The following is a 19,287-nucleotide window of genomic DNA, read 5'->3' on the forward strand; positions in this document are numbered from 1 at the left end:
CCGAACACTACTTATAATTTACTTTCCTCCATAAAGTCATACGGTGTAACGTTTTCCATTCCAATATTAGGATCAGTTTCAAATAAAAGATCGTAGTAGTTTATTTCTTCCAGTGCAGGTTTTTTTATTACTTGTTGGTTCTTTATAGGTTGTGGTTCAGATTTTTCTTGTAAACCAAATTCAACTTTTAACTTGTCACATAGAGTTGTTTGGCGTTTTGAATCATTACCTCTCTGAACACCTTGTCGTAGCGCATCTTCTTCTCCACATAGGATTAGGAAATTCTTGCTCCTCGTAATAGCTGTATAAATGAGGTTTCTACGAAGCATTCTATAGTAGCTTTTTACAACAGGTAAAATAACAATTGGAAATTCACTACCTTGAGATTTATGAATTGAACAGCAATATGCATGTGTAATTTGATTCAGATCTTGTTTTGTATACGTCACTTCATTTCCTTCAAATGAAACGACCACCATATCTTGTTTTTCCGTATTTTCTTTTGCGAAAAATATTGAAACGATCTCTCCTATATCACCGTTAAAGACATTATTCTCAGGTTGGTTGACTAGCTGTAAGACTTTATCTCCACGTCTGAAAATAACATCACCATATAAAAGCTCACGTTTTCCATGCACAGGTGGATTAAATAACTCTTGAAGCATAACATTCAAGCTATCGATACCTGCTGAGCCCCGGTACATGGGGGCTAATACCTGAATGTCTTTTACAGAGAATCCTTTCCTTTTTGCATTTTCTGATACTTGTTTTACTACCTCAAGAACCTGTGATTGGTTACATTTAATAAATGACCGATCACTTTTGGGAGCTGAGAGGTCCGGTGGAAGCGACCCTTTTTTTATGTCATGTGCAAGTTCAATGATGGACGAACCTTCTGATTGTCGGTATATATCCGTTAACCTAACCGTTGGGAGTACCTCAGAAGCCAATAAATCCTTTAGTACCTGACCTGGACCTACTGAAGGCAGTTGGTCTTCGTCTCCAACCAAAATAACTTGAACATGCTCTGGAAGTGATTTAAACAACTGATTTGCTAGCCAAATATCCACCATTGAAACTTCATCAACAATTAAAAGTTTCCCGCTTATCGGATTATCTTCATCATGGTTGAAACCTTCAACGCCATTCCACCCCAATAAACGATGAATGGTTACTGCTGGGAGTCCTGTAGATTCTGTAATTCGCTTTGCAGCCCTCCCTGTAGGAGCAACCAATACAATTGGAAAAGGGTTTTCTGAATTATAATCCTTTGGATCTAAGGAACAGCCATGGAGTTCCCCATAGAGCTCGACAATCCCTTTAATAACAGTTGTTTTACCAGTTCCTGGTCCACCAGTTAAGAGAAGCATCGGTGACATAAGCGCTTTTTGTATAGCATCTTTTTGCGAATTTGCATATTGAACATGTAATCTTTCCTCTAACTCACCCAATGCTAATAAAAACTCCGATTCTGGAAAAATATCCTCATATTCGGTCTGATCCATTACACGCTTAATGTTTGTAATTAAACCTTTTTCAGAATAATAAAGAGAGGGTAAATAAACCTTTTCTCCTTCAATAATAAGCTTACCTTCTTCAGTTAAATGAATCATTTCCTGAGAAATGTCTGTAGCAATTACATCATTAGGACTATTTTCCTCCAATAATTCCTGAACTGTAACAATTAAGTCTTTTGCATATAAATATACATGTCCTTCTTGTAAGGAATCCTGTTCAATTATGTATAAACAACCTGCTTTAATTCGGTCTGGATGATTACCTGATAAACCTAACTGTTTACCGAGCTCGTCAGCTCTACCAAAACCAATTCCTTCAATATCCTCAACGAGCTTATAAGGGCTATTTTGGATAATATCTAAGGTATGGTCCTTATAAACCTGATAGATCTTCATAGATAGCTGCGGCCCAAAACCATACTGAGAAAGAGCAATCATTATTTGCTCAAGACCTTGGTGTTCTTGAAGCTTCTCATATATTTCCTTCGCTTTTTCCTCAGGAAGTTTATCTACCTCCTTAAGTATCGAAGGATTAGCAATAATTTTTGAAATGGCACCTTCCCCAAGAGTTTCAACAATTTTCTCGGCCGTTTTCTTACCAATCCCTTTAAAAATATCGCTTGATAAATACTGAATGATTCCTTGTTTTGAATGAGGCACTTCCTTACGAAAATGTTCAACATGAAATTGTAAGCCGAATTTCGGGTGTTCCTTTAACCTACCGAAAAATATGTATGTTTCATTTTCATGTATACGAGGGAAATAGCCAGTCACAACCGCCTCTTTTTCTGTATACTCCTCATTTGTTTCTTCTAGGCGAATACGTACAACAGAATATAAATTTTGCTCATTATGAAAAATAGTAACAAGGTGGGTACCTTTCATAAATTTCTGCTGCTCTTTAAATAAATCCAATGATTCCTGTTGCTCCATGATGTTATTTCCCTCCAATCTTATGTTAAAAGTTTAGTTTTTTTAAGACACTAGTATCAGCGTATTAATTTTCATTCAGTGCCTGAGTAACGATGTTCTTTCCGTTTGCTGCCAGCACATGATCTGGTTGAATTTCTATCGCTTTTTCAAACATCTCTAGAGCTTTTTCTAAATCACTTTTATAACCGGCATATGCTACTCCTAAATTATAGTAAGCATCTGAATGTGTTGGATTCAATTCAACTACACGCTGAAATGTTTCGATTGCTTCATCAATTACTGACTCCCCAGCGAGGCAAAGACCATATTGAAATAGAGCATCAGTATCATTATCATTAAGTTCTACAGCACGCTTTAAGTAAGGAAGAGCTAATTTTGGTTGACCTAACTGGCTAATAGTCATTCCTAACATAAAATATGTATCGCTATTGTCCACGCCTGTCTGTATTGCCTTTTCAAACATATCCTTAGCCTTGATGAAATCATCATTATTATAAAGGATGCTGCCAATTCCATAGTAAGCTGTTCCCATATTCGAATCTAACTCAATTGCTTTATTAAAAAAGGCAATTGCCCTCTCCGCGTCACCGACAGCAGCTAACAAATTCCCAAAATTCGTATAGTAAATTGCTTCATTTGGATTCTGCTCAATAGCATCTGAAAAGCATTTTGCTGCTTCTTCGTATTTTCCTTGTTGCATATATTCAATACCTTGTTTGTTTAAATCCATTTATTTCAACTCCAATTTAAATTACAGTTAGTAGTAGTTTAGACAAATTTAATCGATGCCTATCTTTTTCCGCATTTCATATTATAACATAGTAAAACCTCAACCCTATATATAGAGTTGAGGTTCTGTTATCCTACGTAGGTTAGTCTTTCACCGTTTTTAAATACATGGTCAATTGTAGCTCCACCTAAACATTCATCTCCATTGTAGAAAACAACAGCTTGTCCAGGTGTTACTGCACGAATTGGTTCATCAAATACAACTCTTACCGTATTATCATCGACCTTTTGAACTGTAACTTTGTTATCTTGTTGGCGATAACGGAATTTCGCAGTGCATGTAAAATCAGTTTCTGGCTTATTATCTGATACCCAGCTAATATTGGTAGCCAAAATAGAATCAGAATATAAAAGGTCGTTATGGAAGCCTTGATCAACGTATAAGATATTTTTCTCAAGATTCTTACCCACTACGAACCACGGTTCGCCGCTTCCACCAATTCCAAGGCCATGACGCTGTCCAATTGTATAATACATTAGACCATCATGTTTACCTTTAACTTCTCCAGAAAAAGTTTCCATGTTTCCAGGTTGTGCAGGTAGATAATTACCTAGGAATTCTTTAAAATTACGTTCTCCAATAAAGCATATTCCTGTGCTGTCCTTCTTTGTTGCAGTAGCCAGGTTTGCCTCTTTAGCAAGCTCACGTACCTTTGATTTTTCAATATTTCCGATTGGAAACATTACACGAGAAAGCTGATCTTGTGTAAGTTGGTTAAGGAAATACGTTTGGTCTTTATTTTCATCAATACCTCGAAGCATTTTATATTCGCCATCACGATATTCTACTTGTGCATAATGACCTGTAGCTAAATAATCTGCACCAAGTGTTAACGCATGATCTAAAAATGCTTTGAATTTAATTTCTTTATTACACATTACATCAGGATTCGGTGTTCTTCCAGCCTTATATTCATCTAAAAAATAAGTAAATACCTTATCCCAGTACTGTTTCTCAAAATTCACGGCATAGTATGGTATTCCAATTTGGTTGCATACTCGAATGACATCTTCATAATCCTCAGTTGCTGTACAGACACCATTTTCATCAATATCATCCCAGTTTTTCATAAAGATGCCGATTACATCATAGCCCTGCTCTTTTAATAACAAAGCTGCTACCGAGGAATCCACGCCTCCTGACATACCAACTACAACACGTGTATTTTTTGGTTCTTTCATACAAGTCACCTCCTACTAAAAAACATTGGCAGAGTGTTTACTATTTACCACCCTAGCTTATCTAATTATCCAGATGTTGCTGCTTCCATCTGAACTGAAATTTAAATCTGTGTTAATCGTTTCACTATTTTTGCTGTTTCATTTGCTGCCTTTTGGATTTGTTCAACGGTATTGCCTAACCCGAAACTAAACCTTATGGATGATGCTATGCGGTCTGATTCTTTCCCAAACATGGCTACCAACACGTGTGAGGGATCAATGGAACCAGCTGTACAAGCAGATCCGCTTGAAGCAGCAATTCCAGCTAAATCAAGATTAACAAGCATCGATTCTACATTTGTTCCAGGAAAGTATATATTCAGGATATGAGGTAATGAAACATTTCTATCCCCGTTGACTTCAAAAGAGATATTTTCAGCTTTTAATACTTCAATAAAAGCATCCTTCATCTCATTGTATATATCTGTTCGGTCTTTGACTTTTTCTTTACTTAACTCTACAGCTGCTCTCATACCAACAATACCAGCAACATTCTCTGTTCCAGCACGTCTTTTCTTTTCCTGTTCTCCCCCAAAAAGAAGTTGGCCTACTTTAATTCCATCTCTCATATATAAAAAGCCTGTCCCTTTTGGCCCATTTATTTTATGAGCGGAGACTGACAATAAATCAATTTTAAGCTGGTTCACATCAATATTAATAGTTCCATATGCTTGAACAGCATCCGTATGAAATACAGCTTGGTGATTCTCAAGCAAATTACCTATTTCTTCGATTGCCTGAATTGTACCTACCTCATTGTTTGCATACATGATTGTAACTAGTATCGTTTCTGCTGTAAGTGCAGCTTTTACATCATTCACAGATACTAATCCCTTTTCATTCACTGGCAAGTATGTCACCGTGTAGCCTTGTTTTTCAAGATGCTCGCATGTATGTAATACGGCATGATGCTCAATGGATGATGTAATGATATGTTTTCCCTTTGATTGCATGGCAATAGCTGTACCTTTAATTGCAAGATTATCAGCTTCTGTACCACCACTTGTAAAAACAATTTCATTTGGTTTTGCTTTGATGCTATCAGCAATTGTTTGTCTGGCTTCGTCTATAGCATGACGACTTTTACGACCGAAAAAATGAATACTTGAAGGATTACCGAACGATTCTGTCATATAAGGTATCATACTGTCTACAATATCAGGGTGCATTGGCGACGTTGCAGCATGGTCTAGATATATTCTTTCCATCTATGCAGCCCTCCTTATAAAAGTTTTTTCAAATATAAAAGATCAACGTTTCAGTTTTTTTACCTAAAACGCTGATACATCCTGGAAATATACCTTTTGGATTATTAATTATGGCATGATTTCCTTAAATATAAAACATATATGCTTCATTTCCATCAGAATGACTAGCTAGATCGTCAAGAGTTGTATTATCTAAAACTTCTTTTACTGCGTCACGGATTCGTATCCATAATTCCCTTTTTGCTGGTTCTTCATCCTCTAAAACCTCTACAGGACTAATTGGTCCTTCAAGAACAAGGATGATATCCCCTGCTGTAATATTTGTTGGCTCATCACCTAATACGTACCCGCCATATGCTCCACGTATACTTTTTACCAAACCAGCATTACGCAATGGCGATATTAATTGCTCTAGATAATGCTCTGACAAATCATGTTTCCCGGCAATGTTTTTAAGCGACATTGGACCTTTTCCATGGTTTTTAGCAAGTTCAATCATGATTGTAAGCCCATATCTACCTTTAGTTGATATTTTCATACATTTCCACCCCTATATTTTTTCCCTAACTACTAAAATGATTAAATTCGATTTCACTTGTTTTTTGTAGTCTGCTTTTCAGACCATCAAATAGATGCTGACATTGTGGTAATGTAAAGCCCACCACATACCCAATAGCGACACTGTATAAAATTGTTCCCAAAAAGACAGGACCGCCTAAAAGCCAGCCTACCGTTAGGACAATAATCTCAATTCCTGAACGAATATATTGGACTTTCCACTTTGAAATTTCCGTCAGCGCAAGCATTAAACTATCACGTGGACCAGCACCTACATTAGAGGAAATATAGATTCCCATTCCATAACCATTAATGATGACTCCCAGCAATAACATAATAATTTGACCAGTTAATGATGGTGGAGTTACAAACCATGGAATCATCATGTACATATCAATAAAAACACCTACAAAAATCATGTTTAAAAATGCACCTATTTGTGGCATACGCTTTGTTAATAGGAAAGACACTAATAAAATAACAAATCCTGCAATTATCGACCATGTACCAATTGTCAATCCTAACTGCTTATATAAGCCGATATGAAAAACGTCCCAGGGTGATGCACCCAAATCAGCTTTAATAATTAAAACAATTCCTAACGACATTATTAACAGTCCAATAAAATATGTTGACCACTTCAACACGTGGTGCCTAAAACTCAACTGTGCTCTCACCCTTCTTCACTCCGTTTCTAACAATCAAACAAGTTGTGTAAATACCCTACGATTTAGCTTCTAAAACAACAACCTCTTCCATAAAAAATACTACTTTAACTCAAATATAGGTTGCTTAAAAGTCAGGTGAATTTTATATACTTAGTTTCAATTAAACTCACGACATTATATCATAAATTGCAATTCATTTGTATTTTAACAGGTAGAAACGTATGATAAAGTTATTTTAGAACGTCGAAATATAGGGAGGAGAACCTATTGCTTTTTGAATCAATGATTGAAGCACCATTATCATACCGTATGCGACCGAGAAATATAGATGAGATACTTGGACAAAAGCATATAATAGGTAAAGATACAGCTCTATATAAAATGATTAAAAATGGACATGTTCCCTCCATCTTACTTTATGGAGAGCCTGGGATTGGAAAAACGTCAATTGCAACTGCTATTGCTGGTACAATCGATATGCCGTTTATTTCAATAAATGCTACAACTGCCGGAAAGAAAGATATTGAGGATGCTGTATTAGTAGCAAAAACAGAAGGTAAACTAATTCTTTTTATTGATGAGGTTCATCGATTTAACAAAGCTCAACAGGATACCCTTTTACCACATGTCGAAAGAGGACTAGTATCACTTATTGGCGCAACAACTGAAAACCCGTTTCATGATGTGAACCCCGCCATTCGTAGTAGATGCGGTCAAATTAAAGAATTAAGACCTTTATCTAAAGATGATATAAAAGAATTAATTCAGCGTGCACTCGAAGATAAAGAACGGGGACTTGGACATTTACAAATTGAGATTTCTGAAGAAGCTATTGATCTCATCTCTTCATCAACTAAGGGTGACGCCCGTTCAGCAATGAATGTGCTTGAGGATGTCGTAATGGCATCTAAGAAGAGAGATAATAATGAAATAATTAGTGTTGAGATTGAGTCAGTTCAAGAGTGTGTGCAAAACAAAGGGTTTTCTCATGATAAAGATGGCGATCTACATTACTCTCTTCTTTCATGTCTTCAAAAAAGTATTAGAGGCAGTGATGTGAATGCAGCACTACACTACTTAGCCAGACTTATTGAAGGTGGCGATCTTGTTTCCATCTGCAGAAGGCTAACAGTGATAGCCTATGAAGATATTTCAATTGCCGCACCTGAGGTGGCTGTTCATACTGTCTCAGCTTGCCAAGCAGTTGAACGACTTGGTCTCCCTGAGGCCAGGATACCATTAGCAAATGTCGTAGTAGAGCAATGTTTATCACCAAAGACAAATAGCGCATATAAGGCATTAGATCAAGCGATACAAGATGTACGAAAAGGAAATATTGGAGAAATCCCTGCACATCTGCGTGATGCACACTATAGCGGAGCAAAACAATTGGGACATGGCATTGACTATAAGTATCCACATGATTACCCAAATGGTTGGGTTAATCAACAATACCTTCCAGATGCGTTAAAAAACAGAAAGTATTTTTCTCCAAAGCAAAATGGACAGGAAAAGCATTTCTTAAAAGTTTATGAGCGACTAGAGCAATTAAAAAAAGAAGGGAAGTAATAGACATTTGTCTGTTCTTCCCTTCTTTCTTATGCAGCGACATCACGCTTATTGAAAATAAACCATGATATCGCGTTAAAGATTACAAAATAAATAATCAACATTACAATCGAGAAGGTCATCGTCATTCCTTCTACATATGGATACCCCGTTAAATATAAAGATAAATCAGTATTAGCGAATAAGATATATTTTGCCCAGTCAAACTTCATTGCTAATAGAGAAGTAACATTGACACCTGCAAACATTAGGAAAATTGCTAGACCAATTGCTAGAGAACTACTGCGGAAGACAGTTGATATCATAAATGCAAAAGTAGACATCATAACTAAGTTAATCGATTTTAGACCAAATACCCCTAATACGTGAGCAATCATATGAACTTCATGAACTGCTCCGTCTTTATAGACAAGATGCAACTGATTTTGCCCTGTACCAAAAAAGATAAGGCCAACCAGATATGATAGAACAAATAAGAAAATAAGCGAAATTAATGCAAAAAGGATTGTAGCTAGATATTTTGATAGTAGTATTTTCGTTCTGGAAACAGGCCTGATTAGTAATAGCTTAATTGTTCCCCATGAAAATTCGGATGCTACACTACTAGCTCCAACTATAATTGTAAACAGTGTAATTAACGCGATAACTTCAGCCGTAATTTGCATAAAGTTCCACACAGTGTCTGTTGTATCTGGCGCAATATCATGTTCAACCCGATACTCATTAATTGCTAGTTCCTTTTTGAGGGAATCCTTGACCATCTCCGGCATTCCTTCACTTGCTATATCTTGCTTATATATTTCATTCTGTTGTTGGAGCTCTTGCTTCCAGTTTTCATTAACCTCGTCGTTACCATTAAAATTACCAATAATCGCAATTCCCATTGTTACAACAAACAGAAGCCCCAGCATAACCCAAGTTGAGACACGACGGTAAATTTTCATATTTTCGTTCTGAATTAATTTAATGATACTAGTCAATTTGATTTCCTCCTGTTACCTCAAGGAATCGATCCTCTAATGATTTTGATACTTGAACAATACCATAGACGTTAATCTCATTTTTTACCAAACTAGCATTTATCTTAGGTATCATATTTTGTTCAATAAACAATTCAATCCCTTTTTCAGTTGGTGCCACACTTACATCAGGGAATTCGGTTGATAGAATTGTTAAAACTCTTGAAGAATCTTCTACTTGAAATTGAACCCTCATTAATAGATCTTCATTCATAAACTCTGTAACTTTTTGCACGCCAACTAGCTTACCATTTTGAATAATACCAATTCGATCACACATCATTTCCATCTCAGAAAGTAAATGACTGGAAACAATTACTGCAAGACCTTCTTCCCTTGCAAGTTTACGAACATAATCACGGACCTCTCTAATTCCAGCAGGGTCAAGTCCATTTGTTGGTTCATCTAGGATCAAAATAGATGGATTATGTAACAGCGCCTGCGCTATCCCAAGACGTTGCCTCATCCCAAGAGAATATGTTTTTACTTTATCGTTAATACGCTTTTCTAAGCCTACTAATTCTATTACCTCTTGTATTCTCTCTTTCGTTACCCCATTTACCATTCTTGCATAATGAACCAGATTTTGATGTCCTGTTAAAAACTTATACATTTCAGGGTTTTCAACAATTCCGCCAATATGTTGAACTGCTTCTTCAAAATGCTTGGCTATACTTGTTCCTTTTATAATTACTTCACCTGAAGTGATCGACATTAAGCCCACTAACATCCGAATCGTTGTAGTTTTACCTGCGCCATTTGGTCCAAGAAACCCAAATACCTCACCTGGAAAAACATCAAAGGAAATGCCTTTTATGATTTCTTTTTTTCCGATTGCTTTCTTAACATTTCGTAATTGTAAAACTGGTTCCACAAAGTTTCCTCCTATCAGATTTTGAGATTCAATAACAGAACCTCAGCATCGTTGCTTATTTTTATATACGGAAGAACTTAAAAAAGGTTCCCAACTTTTACTATATAGGATTATAGATTTGTTAGTTCTAACGAAATAGAAAGTAAATCTAAAGTAGTATGAAATCTTTATTTACTAGATATTTTCCTGTTTTTACAAACTAGTAATGTATAAAACAAATTTGCCATGGTCATGATAGATATAAAGAAAAACTCGGTGACAGCAAGTGTATATAGATGATTGACACATCTGGTAAAAAAAGTAGCAGAACCGGGGTCACGGGATCTTAAAAGAAACAGTCCGAATCTCGTGAAGAAATCTAGTATTAATAGGGAGTTGATAGTATGAAAGTAAGGCAAGATGCATGGTCTCATGAAGATGATTTATTATTGGCGGAAACCGTATTACGGTACATACGAGAAGGTGGTACACAATTAGCTGCCTTTGATGAAGTAGGAGATAAATTAAATCGCACGTCTGCTGCTTGTGGCTTTAGATGGAATGCAGAGGTTCGCAATAATTATGAACAAGCAATCGCAATTGCTAAAAAGCAACGGAAAGAAAGAAAAAGAGCATTAGAAAGAATGAACAAAGATAATACACCAGTTGCAACTCCTCAAATAATTGAGGAAAGAACATATATACAAGAATCACCAATGACTGTAGTTGAAGAAATATCTGCTGAATTACTACCAACTAGGGTAACCGTTTCATCAGAATCTATCACGCTTGAAGATTGCATATCTTTCTTGTCAGGCTTACGTAAAGATGATCTATTATCAAGTCAATTAGAGTATGAAAATAATCGCTTAAAACGTGAAAATGAATCATTACGCCAAAAAACGAAGGAACTTGAAAAGCGACTCGAAAAGCTTTCCGACCAACAGACTATCATTCAAGAAGACTACCAAGCACTCGTACAAATTATGGACCGCGCTAGACGATTGGTAATGTTTGAGGATGCAGAGGATCGCAATTCTCCAGCATTCCGTATGGATAAGAACGGAAACTTGGAGCAAGTAGCTAAATAAATTGTTGTGTAGGACTGACTCGGTTATGTAACTGCGTCAGTTCTTTTTATGTTGACGTTATTTTTGGGATTCTCAACTATGTTTTGGCGGATGAGTGACCTCGCTGGGCTTGTCGCTTCGGCTGTGGGCTTTCATCGACTGGATGAGTGACCTCACGGGGCTTGTCACTCTCTCTGAAGCGTTCATCGGCTGGATGAGTGACCTCGGGGACTGTCGCTCTCGCCGAGGGCCTTCATGACTTCCATGAACGCCCCCGCGATGCTTGTCCCTCTATCCGTAGGCAATCTTCAATCCTTAATCCTCCCCCTATATATAACAAAACACACATTATTCCCTCACCAAAAGGAAATAAGTGTGTTTTTTAATGTTATTGTCTATTCATCCTTAACTCTTTTAATCTTAATGTCCTTTAGTAATTCTCTGACAACGTGACTAGCCATGATTAATCCCGCAGCAGATGGTACAAATGCATTTGATGATGGTGGCATTTTTGCCTTACGTATTTTTGCATTTTCATCTGTGATTTCTTTACGGATATCCTCTCTAATGACAATTGGACTTTCATCTGAGAATACAACAGGAATACCCTTACGTATGCCATCTTTACGTAACTTTGTGCGAATGACTTTTGCGATTGGGTCTGTGTGTGTTTTTGATATGTCAGCAATCTTAAAGCGTGTAGGATCCATTTTATTAGCAGCGCCCATGGATGAGATGATAGGAATCTCACGTTTTAAGCATTCTTTCATTAAGTGGATTTTATACACAATTGTATCTGAAGCATCAATTACATAGTCTAAGCCGTAACTGAAGAATTCCTCATACGTTTCTTCTGTATAAAACATTTTTAATGCAATAACTTCGCAGTCAGGATTAATATCTGCGATTCGTTCCTTCATTACATCAACTTTGGAACGGCCAACAGTTGATAATAATGCCGGAAGCTGGCGATTTACATTCGTAATATCAATATTATCTTTATCAACTAATACTAAACGTCCTACTCCAGAACGTGCTAGTGCTTCTACAGAAAACGAGCCTACCCCACCGACTCCAAGTACAGCAACTGTACTATTTTTCATAATGTCAATACCTTGTTTACCAATAGCTAATTCATTACGAGAAAACTGGTGTAACATATCTTCAACTCCATAAAAGTAAATTCGTACCTATACATAGTAACCTTGGTTATTTTTTCCCGATTATGAATATAACATACCTCAACTTAATTTCAAGTATTTCTATGTGAAATTATGTAATTATTATTTTTTTCATTAAAAAACCTGTATACGCAATGTATACAGGTTTGGTCATTTGTATTTTTGTAAACCCAGTAGAAGTCCCAATCGTGCCGTCGATGCCTTAGTTTTGAACCCGCTCACCGCAGGTGGGTACCCTGTTTCAATCTTTGTAAGTCCTCCCTAAAAAACAACGAGGCATTTACGCAAATCGAAAACTCCGGGCTCCCGTATAATCTATTGTTCGGTCAAAACAATAGGTTATACGACAAACACATCAGGACTTCTAACTCTATGTCAAAATAATAACACAGGAATATGCCATTTACAAGTTGACCAAAAAGGGTTTTGTTCGCTATTTTTATACATTTAGTGACAAATGGAGGTCGTTTAATTGCGCTTTGCTTACCTCTCCAGGTGCATCGGTTAACAAGTCACTTGCACTGGCTGTCTTAGGGAATGCAATCGTATCACGAAGATTTGATCTGCCAGCTAATAGCATAACAAGTCTATCTAATCCTAAGGCAATACCACCATGTGGAGGCGTTCCGTATTCAAATGCCTCCATTAAAAATCCAAATTGTTCCCTTGCCTCTTCTTCAGTAAATCCAAGAACCTTAAACATCTTTTCTTGAATATCTCTTTCAAAAATACGGAGCGAGCCTCCGCCTAATTCATATCCATTTAATACTAGATCATAAGCTTGTGCTTTTACTGCAGCAGGATTAGAGTCTAATAGTTCTAAGTCCTCTCTTGCGGGCATTGTAAATGGATGGTGCGCTGCGTAGTAACGTCCTTCCTCTTCACCATACTCCAATAGTGGCCAATCTGTTACCCAAAGGAAATTAAATTTAGCTGTATCAATTAGATCTAGCTCTTTTCCTAATTTTGATCGTAATGCTCCTAATGCATCAGCAACAACATTCTTCTTATCCGCTACGAATAGTAACAAGTCTCCAGCAGTTGCTTCTAGTACTGTACGAAGAACTGTTTGTTCTTCAGCGCTAAAGAACTTAGCGATTGGACCCTTAAGTTCGTTTTGCTCCACTTTTAGCCAAGCAAGTCCTTTTGCACCGTAACGATTTACGAACTCAGTAAGTGCGTCGATATCCTTACGAGAGTATTTTTCAGCAGCACCTTTTGCATTGATTGCTTTTACCTGCCCACCAGTCTCTACCGCACTACTAAACACCTTAAATCCACTTTCCTTTACAAGCTCTGAAATATCGACTAACTCCATCTCAAAACGAGTATCAGGTTTATCTGATCCATAACGACTCATTGCTTCATCATAAGAAAGTCTCGGAAGTGGAAGGTCGATATCTTGACCCTTCACATCTTTCATAACTTTCTTCATCATTTGCTCAGTCATTGAAATGATATCTTCTTGACTCATAAACGATGTTTCAATATCGATTTGTGTAAATTCAGGCTGTCTGTCAGCACGAAGGTCTTCATCTCTAAAGCAGCGAGCAATCTGATAATACCTGTCAAATCCACCAACCATTAATAATTGCTTAAAAATTTGTGGCGATTGCGGCAATGCATAAAATTCACCCGGATGCACACGGCTGGGTACTAAATAGTCACGAGCACCTTCTGGAGTACTTTTTGTTAAAATAGGTGTTTCAATATCTAAAAAGCCTTCTCCATCTAAGTAATTACGGATTGCTTTTGTTACATTGTGTCGCATTTTAAAGGTTTCAAACATTTCCTGTCTGCGTAAATCTAAATAGCGATACTTTAAACGAACATCCTCCGAAACATCAGTTTGATCAGAAATTGTAAAAGGAGGTGTTTTAGCTGCATTTAAAATCGCTACACTTTCAACTTTTATTTCAATTTTACCAGTTGCAAGATTGTTGTTAATCGTTCCTTCTTCACGAGCGACAACAGTACCTTGAACATCAAGCACAAATTCATTTCTAATCGATTCTGCAATCTCAAGAGCTTCCTTAGAGACATCAGGATTAAAGACAATTTGCACAATTCCTGTTCTGTCTCTTAAATCGATAAAAATAAGTCCACCGAGGTCTCTTCTTTTTTGCACCCAGCCCTTTAATGTTACTTTTTCTCCGATTACCTGCTCAGTAACCTCACCACAGTAATACGTTCTCCCAAACATTTAAATCACTCCTCGTGAACTTTCTCTTTTAGATAAGAAATAAATTGATCTATATTAATTTCTTCTTGTTGTCCTGTTTCCATGTTTTTCACATTAATCACGTTTTGTTCAAGTTCTTCATCGCCTAAGACTGCTACAAACTGAGCTTGAAGTCGGTCAGCTGCTTTGAACTGTGCTTTAACTTTTTTATTTAAGTAATCCTTTTCTGCAGTTAAACCCGCTTTCCGAAGATTATTAACTAATACTACTGATTTCGCTGAAGCCTTTTCTCCGATTGTCGCTACATAACAATCAACCTTTGCTTCAACTGGAAGATCAATCTGCTCTGCTTGTAAAGCAGCTAATAGTCTTTCAATACTAAACGCAAATCCAATTCCTGGCGTTTCTGGTCCACCAAGGCCTTCAACGAGTCCGTTATAGCGACCGCCACCACACAAGGTAGTAATCGCTCCAAAGCCTTCAGCACTGCTCATAATTTCAAAGGCAGTATGATTATAGTAATCTAAACCTCTTACAAGACCCGAATCGACTTCATAATCAACACCTAGTTCTGTTAAATATGATTTGACTTTAGTAAAATACTCGCCTGATTCCTCATTTAGATACTCAATAATTGATGGCGCCGTACTCATTAATTCATGGTCACGATCTTTTTTACAATCCAATATTCGCATTGGATTTTTCTCTAGTCTAGCTTTGCAATCAGAACAAAACTCATCAATTCTTGGTGTAAAGTGAGCTACTAGTGCTTCACGGTGGGCAATTCTACTTGCCATGTCACCTAAGCTATTAATAACAAGCTTCAGCTTTTTTAAGCCTAGTGACTGATAGATTTCCATCGCTAAAGCAATAACCTCTGCATCAATTGCTGGATCATTACTGCCTAAAGCTTCTACTCCAAATTGAACAAATTGACGATAGCGTCCTGCCTGAGGTCTTTCATACCGGAACATTGGCCCTGTATAATACAATTTTGTTGGTTGTGATGGATTTCCAAACATCTTGTTTTCAACATAGGAACGTACTACAGCTGCTGTGCCTTCTGGTCGTAGAGTTAAACTTCTCTCGCCACGGTCTTCAAAGGTATACATTTCTTTTTGAACGATATCAGTTGTTTCACCAACACTACGCAAAAATAGTTCTGTGTGTTCGAAAATTGGTGTGCGGATTTCTTTATAGTTAAATCTTTTACAAATATCTCGCGCCTGCTCCTCAATATACTGCCATTTTTCTACATCGCCTGGTAGAATATCCTGGGTTCCTCTAGGAATATTCACTGCCATACTTACTCCTCCTCTATGTAACAAGAGATATGTATCTCTAGATATCGCATTTTTAGAAGTACACTTACCGTAGTTGAACTACGGTTAATCAATGTCTTCATGATAATTTGTTCCAAAAAAAATAAAAAAGCCCCCATCCCTACAATAATGTAGGGACGAGAGCTTGTATCCCGTGGTGCCACCCTAGTTAAGACTTCGACTAAAAATAAGCTGCGAATCTCTTCGTTAGCTTCGCCTTCTCGAATGCTCATGCACCAAAAGTGCATTCCGCTTCTCAAAAACTTGCTGCCTCGACCTTCTTGCTTCTTTTTTGTCTCAAAATTATAAGTCTCCACTCAATCAGTTAACGCCTGAAACGTCCTACTCCTACTAGAGCGTATGCTTTTTCAGAGAGAAACCTACGAGGTGTTCTTTCAATAAGTCATCATGCAGGAATGCTTTCAGCCTTTGTCATTCCCTCTCTATTCATGTGTAGTCTTATTTACTATTCCCCATCACTGGTTCAAAGTTATATTATTTTGTAGAATTTTATATTATAATACGAGTGAAAAGTTGCAATGTCAAGGTGAACATAAAAAAATTTTATTTCAACCTTGAATTTTACCAATCCTAATAGTTAATCAAGGAAATGTTTTATGAACGATGTAATTGTCTTTTTAAGTTTCGCACATCTCTAACAGATACTCCAAATTCTGAAGCTAATTCTACATAGGTAGATCCTTGTTCTTTTTGGATGAAATCATGGAAGTCAACACCAAATACCTCGTTTTTTGAATTTTGTACATTGTTACTTTTATCACTAAATCTCATTATGTTCGCCCCTTTTCAATAATCTCTATTACGTATCTTTCCCTTTTTTAAGAATTTATTTCTTTACGTAACAGGAATTTTATAAAAGATAACGAATTATTATTAAAGCTATGTTTTTATCTACAAGGGAGGCTTCTACGTGTTTCAAAAAGTTTTAAAGATAGTACTTGCGTTTATAGTACTTTTTGTTTATTCATTCTCATTTCAGCCCATACAAAATGCTCGAGCTGAGCAAACGGCTATCATTAATACCACGGTATTAAATGTAAGAGAGGGCCCTGGGTTGTCCTATGCTAAAGTTGCACAGGTAAAACAAGGAGAAAAGTATACGATTATTGAAAAAAAGAATGATTGGGTAAAACTTCAACTTTCCTCAGGGAAGACTGGTTGGGTGGCTTCTTGGTTAATTAAGGAGGAATCAACTAAAACTCCTACAACAAATAATGGTACATCATCTATTGTAGTTTCAACGGTTGATGGATTAAGATTACGAAGCGGTCCAGGTACAAGCTTCCAAGTAATCGGATCATTAAATAAAGGGAATGAAGCAACATTTATCGAATCAAGTGAAAGTTGGACAAAGGTTTCATTAAATGGGCATATCGGATGGGTTTCGTCACAATACATAACTTCAAAACAAGCAGCTGGCAAACCGAATACAGGTTCTACAAAAAAGACTGGTAAGGTATCTGCTTCTGTACTAAATGTAAGAGGAGAACCAAACTTACAAGGAAGAATCGTTGGCAAACTTTTAAATGGAGCAAAGGTAACAATAGTTAGTGAGAGAGAAAATTGGCTTGAAATCACATTCGGAGAAGGCACAGCTTGGGTCAGCCGCGATTTTATTTCAAATATTTCTGGGGAACAAACAACTGAAACTACACCTGTTACACCAGCTCCTACTAATCCTAATCCCCAAGTTAAAGGGAAAAAGGCAATCGTAACCGCTTCGAGTTTAAATGTAAGAGATAGTGGTTCACTGTCTGGCAAGATCATTGGTAGTTTAAAAAAAGACAATGTAGTAACAATCGAGCAGGAAGTTAACAATTGGAGTCAGATAATATTATCTAATGGTAGTAAGGGCTGGGTAGCAAGTTGGTATCTAGAGATTCAGGAAGACAAACCAACTGAATCTACCAATTCAGAAAAGTCTAGCCTTAAGGTGCTATACAATGGGACAAACATCCGCTCAGGTGCCTCTACCAATCATTCAGTGGTAGCAAGAGCGAATGAGGGTGATACCTTCTCTATTCTAGAAAAAGAAGGAGATTGGTATAAAATTGCACTACCTGGTAATAAGATTGGTTATATCGCTGGATGGATTGTATCGGTTGATGGGTCTACTGAAGTGGTTCAGAAACCGGGTGTTAACCAGTATCTAAAGGACAAAACAATTGTTTTAGATCCTGGACATGGTGGAAATGATAGTGGTGCTGTTGGAGTTGCAGGGACACTTGAGAAGCAATTAACACTTAGAACAGCTAGAATTGTATATGATAAGTTAAACGCTTCAGGTGCGAATGTCGTACTCACTAGAAATAGTGATAGCTATGTAAGCTTACGTTCAAGGGTAAGTATTTCACATTACCGCAATGCAGACGCATTTATCAGCTTGCATTATGATAGTGTCTATGACAGAAGCGCTCGTGGCATAACATCTTATTATTATAAAAATATAGACATACCGTTAGCATCAACTATTCAAACGGAATTGATTAAAGCGACTGGATTTAAAAATAGACAACACCGACTTGGAAACTTCCAAGTAATTCGCGAAAATAAAAATCCTTCTGCGTTACTTGAATTAGGCTTTGTAAGTAATCCAACAGAAGAATACACAGTAAATACGAATAGCTTCCAAGAAAACGTCTCAAATGGCATATACTATGGGTTAGCACAATATTTTAAAAATAACTAGTATTAAAAAAGACATGTGAGTTGCTGCTCACATGTCTTTTTCTATTTACTTTCTAAAATGAGAGTTACCGGGCCAACATTAGTAAATTGTACATTCATCATTTCTCCAAAGGCACCTGTCTCAACACGCACACCTTTTTCACGAAGTTCTTGATTAAATAGTTGATACATTTTTTCTGCAAAATCAGGCTTTGCCGCTTCCATAAAGTTAGGACGTCTACCTTTTCGACAATCTCCATAAAGCGTAAACTGAGAAACAGACAGAATATCACCCGAAACATCAAGAAGAGATAAATTCATTTTACCATCCGAATCTTCAAATACTCGAAGGTTCACAACCTTATCAGCCAAATACTTTATATCATCAATTGTATCTGAATGCGTAATTCCAACCAATAACATAAACCCATTCTCAATTGACCCTACTACTTCATTATTAACTGTAACCTTTGCGTTCTTTGCTCGTTGAACAATAACCTTCATTGTAA

General features: G+C 36.9%; 16 protein-coding genes, 1 other RNA gene and 1 other annotated feature. Of the genes, 3 read left to right on the forward strand and 14 right to left on the reverse strand.

Going from position 1 to position 19,287, the window contains the following annotated elements:
* Positions 1-11: 11 nt before the first annotated feature.
* From recD2 to AB3M96_RS03115, 6 genes are all read right to left on the reverse strand, one after another.
* The gene (recD2, locus tag AB3M96_RS03090) at positions 12-2,450 is read right to left on the reverse strand and encodes an SF1B family DNA helicase RecD2 (RefSeq protein WP_412966102.1); all 2,439 of its coding nucleotides are present in this window, start codon (positions 2,448-2,450) and stop codon (positions 12-14) included.
* Between the two features lie 64 nt (positions 2,451-2,514).
* A complete protein-coding gene (locus tag AB3M96_RS03095; RefSeq protein ID WP_412966103.1) occupies positions 2,515-3,180 on the reverse strand; it encodes a tetratricopeptide repeat protein in 666 nt (221 codons plus the stop codon).
* Positions 3,181-3,308: 128 nt separating this feature from the next.
* A complete protein-coding gene (mnmA, locus tag AB3M96_RS03100; RefSeq protein WP_412966104.1) occupies positions 3,309-4,421 on the reverse strand; it encodes a tRNA 2-thiouridine(34) synthase MnmA in 1,113 nt (370 codons plus the stop codon).
* 101 nt (positions 4,422-4,522) lie between these two features.
* Entirely contained in the window at positions 4,523-5,668 is a 1,146-nt protein-coding gene (locus AB3M96_RS03105) for a cysteine desulfurase family protein (protein WP_412966105.1), read from the reverse strand.
* A gap of 124 nt (positions 5,669-5,792) precedes the next feature.
* Positions 5,793-6,206 carry a cysteine metabolism transcriptional regulator CymR gene (gene cymR / locus AB3M96_RS03110; protein WP_412966106.1) on the reverse strand — a complete coding sequence of 138 codons (414 nt, stop codon included), beginning with the start codon at positions 6,204-6,206 and terminating at the stop codon, positions 5,793-5,795.
* A gap of 25 nt (positions 6,207-6,231) precedes the next feature.
* Positions 6,232-6,873 (reverse strand): YczE/YyaS/YitT family protein, encoded by a 642-nt coding sequence (locus AB3M96_RS03115; RefSeq protein WP_489672274.1) that lies wholly within the window; start codon positions 6,871-6,873, stop codon positions 6,232-6,234.
* Between the two features lie 288 nt (positions 6,874-7,161).
* On the opposite strand from AB3M96_RS03115, the gene AB3M96_RS03120 reads away from it, so the two are divergent.
* Positions 7,162-8,463: a replication-associated recombination protein A gene (locus AB3M96_RS03120; RefSeq protein ID WP_412966107.1), complete on the forward strand. Its 1,302-nt coding sequence runs from the start codon at positions 7,162-7,164 to the stop codon at positions 8,461-8,463.
* Between the two features lie 29 nt (positions 8,464-8,492).
* Here AB3M96_RS03120 and AB3M96_RS03125 read toward each other — a convergent pair whose 3' ends face one another.
* Together AB3M96_RS03125 and AB3M96_RS03130 are read right to left on the reverse strand one after the other, a co-directional pair.
* Entirely contained in the window at positions 8,493-9,434 is a 942-nt protein-coding gene (locus AB3M96_RS03125; protein WP_412966197.1) for an ABC transporter permease, read from the reverse strand.
* Position 9,435: 1 nt separating this feature from the next.
* Entirely contained in the window at positions 9,436-10,356 is a 921-nt protein-coding gene (locus AB3M96_RS03130) for an ABC transporter ATP-binding protein (protein ID WP_412966108.1), read from the reverse strand.
* Positions 10,357-10,739: 383 nt separating this feature from the next.
* Here AB3M96_RS03130 and AB3M96_RS03135 point away from each other — a divergent pair, with 383 nt between their 5' ends.
* The gene (locus AB3M96_RS03135) at positions 10,740-11,426 is read left to right on the forward strand and encodes an RsfA family transcriptional regulator (RefSeq protein WP_412966109.1); all 687 of its coding nucleotides are present in this window, start codon (positions 10,740-10,742) and stop codon (positions 11,424-11,426) included.
* A gap of 374 nt (positions 11,427-11,800) precedes the next feature.
* On the opposite strand, the gene AB3M96_RS03140 is transcribed toward AB3M96_RS03135, so the two are convergent.
* The 5 genes from AB3M96_RS03140 to AB3M96_RS03160 form a co-directional block, all read right to left on the reverse strand.
* Positions 11,801-12,565 (reverse strand): tRNA threonylcarbamoyladenosine dehydratase, encoded by a 765-nt coding sequence (locus AB3M96_RS03140; RefSeq protein ID WP_412966110.1) that lies wholly within the window; start codon positions 12,563-12,565, stop codon positions 11,801-11,803.
* Positions 12,566-12,761: 196 nt separating this feature from the next.
* A non-coding RNA gene (gene ssrS, locus AB3M96_RS03145) (6S RNA) lies at positions 12,762-12,951 on the reverse strand.
* A 74-nt stretch (positions 12,952-13,025) separates the two neighbouring features.
* Positions 13,026-14,789: an aspartate--tRNA ligase gene (gene aspS / locus AB3M96_RS03150; RefSeq protein ID WP_412966111.1), complete on the reverse strand. Its 1,764-nt coding sequence runs from the start codon at positions 14,787-14,789 to the stop codon at positions 13,026-13,028.
* Positions 14,790-14,794: 5 nt separating this feature from the next.
* Positions 14,795-16,072, reverse strand: coding sequence for a histidine--tRNA ligase (hisS, locus tag AB3M96_RS03155; RefSeq protein WP_412966112.1), 1,278 nt, complete (start codon positions 16,070-16,072; stop codon positions 14,795-14,797).
* Between the two features lie 148 nt (positions 16,073-16,220).
* Positions 16,221-16,579: a binding site (T-box leader), on the reverse strand.
* 126 nt (positions 16,580-16,705) lie between these two features.
* Complete coding sequence (locus AB3M96_RS03160; protein ID WP_412966113.1) at positions 16,706-16,882, reverse strand: hypothetical protein; 177 nt, start codon at positions 16,880-16,882, stop codon at positions 16,706-16,708.
* A 139-nt stretch (positions 16,883-17,021) separates the two neighbouring features.
* On the opposite strand from AB3M96_RS03160, the gene AB3M96_RS03165 reads away from it, so the two are divergent.
* Positions 17,022-18,800 carry an N-acetylmuramoyl-L-alanine amidase family protein gene (locus AB3M96_RS03165; RefSeq protein WP_412966114.1) on the forward strand — a complete coding sequence of 593 codons (1,779 nt, stop codon included), beginning with the start codon at positions 17,022-17,024 and terminating at the stop codon, positions 18,798-18,800.
* 41 nt (positions 18,801-18,841) lie between these two features.
* Here the strand turns inward: AB3M96_RS03165 and dtd are convergent, their stop codons facing one another.
* Positions 18,842-19,282 (reverse strand): D-aminoacyl-tRNA deacylase, encoded by a 441-nt coding sequence (dtd, locus tag AB3M96_RS03170; RefSeq protein ID WP_412966115.1) that lies wholly within the window; start codon positions 19,280-19,282, stop codon positions 18,842-18,844.
* Between the last annotated feature and the right edge of the window lie 5 nt (positions 19,283-19,287).

This window comes from Ferdinandcohnia jepli (genome assembly GCF_047246645.1).
Lineage (GTDB): Bacteria > Bacillota > Bacilli > Bacillales > Bacillaceae_L > Ferdinandcohnia.

Excerpts from the sequence above, each read along its gene's own strand:
- AB3M96_RS03105 (WP_412966105.1), bottom strand. The coding sequence starts at position 5,668 with ATGGAAAGAATATATCTAGACCATGCTGCAACGTCGCCAATGCACCCT.
- dtd (WP_412966115.1), bottom strand. The coding sequence starts at position 19,282 with ATGAAGGTTATTGTTCAACGAGCAAAGAACGCAAAGGTTACAGTTAAT.
- AB3M96_RS03095 (WP_412966103.1), bottom strand. The coding sequence starts at position 3,180 with ATGGATTTAAACAAACAAGGTATTGAATATATGCAACAAGGAAAATAC.
- AB3M96_RS03135 (WP_412966109.1), top strand. The coding sequence starts at position 10,740 with ATGAAAGTAAGGCAAGATGCATGGTCTCATGAAGATGATTTATTATTG.
- cymR (WP_412966106.1), bottom strand. The coding sequence starts at position 6,206 with ATGAAAATATCAACTAAAGGTAGATATGGGCTTACAATCATGATTGAA.
- recD2 (WP_412966102.1), bottom strand. The coding sequence starts at position 2,450 with ATGGAGCAACAGGAATCATTGGATTTATTTAAAGAGCAGCAGAAATTT.
- AB3M96_RS03160 (WP_412966113.1), bottom strand. The coding sequence starts at position 16,882 with ATGAGATTTAGTGATAAAAGTAACAATGTACAAAATTCAAAAAACGAG.
- hisS (WP_412966112.1), bottom strand. The coding sequence starts at position 16,072 with ATGGCAGTGAATATTCCTAGAGGAACCCAGGATATTCTACCAGGCGAT.
- aspS (WP_412966111.1), bottom strand. The coding sequence starts at position 14,789 with ATGTTTGGGAGAACGTATTACTGTGGTGAGGTTACTGAGCAGGTAATC.
- AB3M96_RS03140 (WP_412966110.1), bottom strand. The coding sequence starts at position 12,565 with ATGTTACACCAGTTTTCTCGTAATGAATTAGCTATTGGTAAACAAGGT.
- mnmA (WP_412966104.1), bottom strand. The coding sequence starts at position 4,421 with ATGAAAGAACCAAAAAATACACGTGTTGTAGTTGGTATGTCAGGAGGC.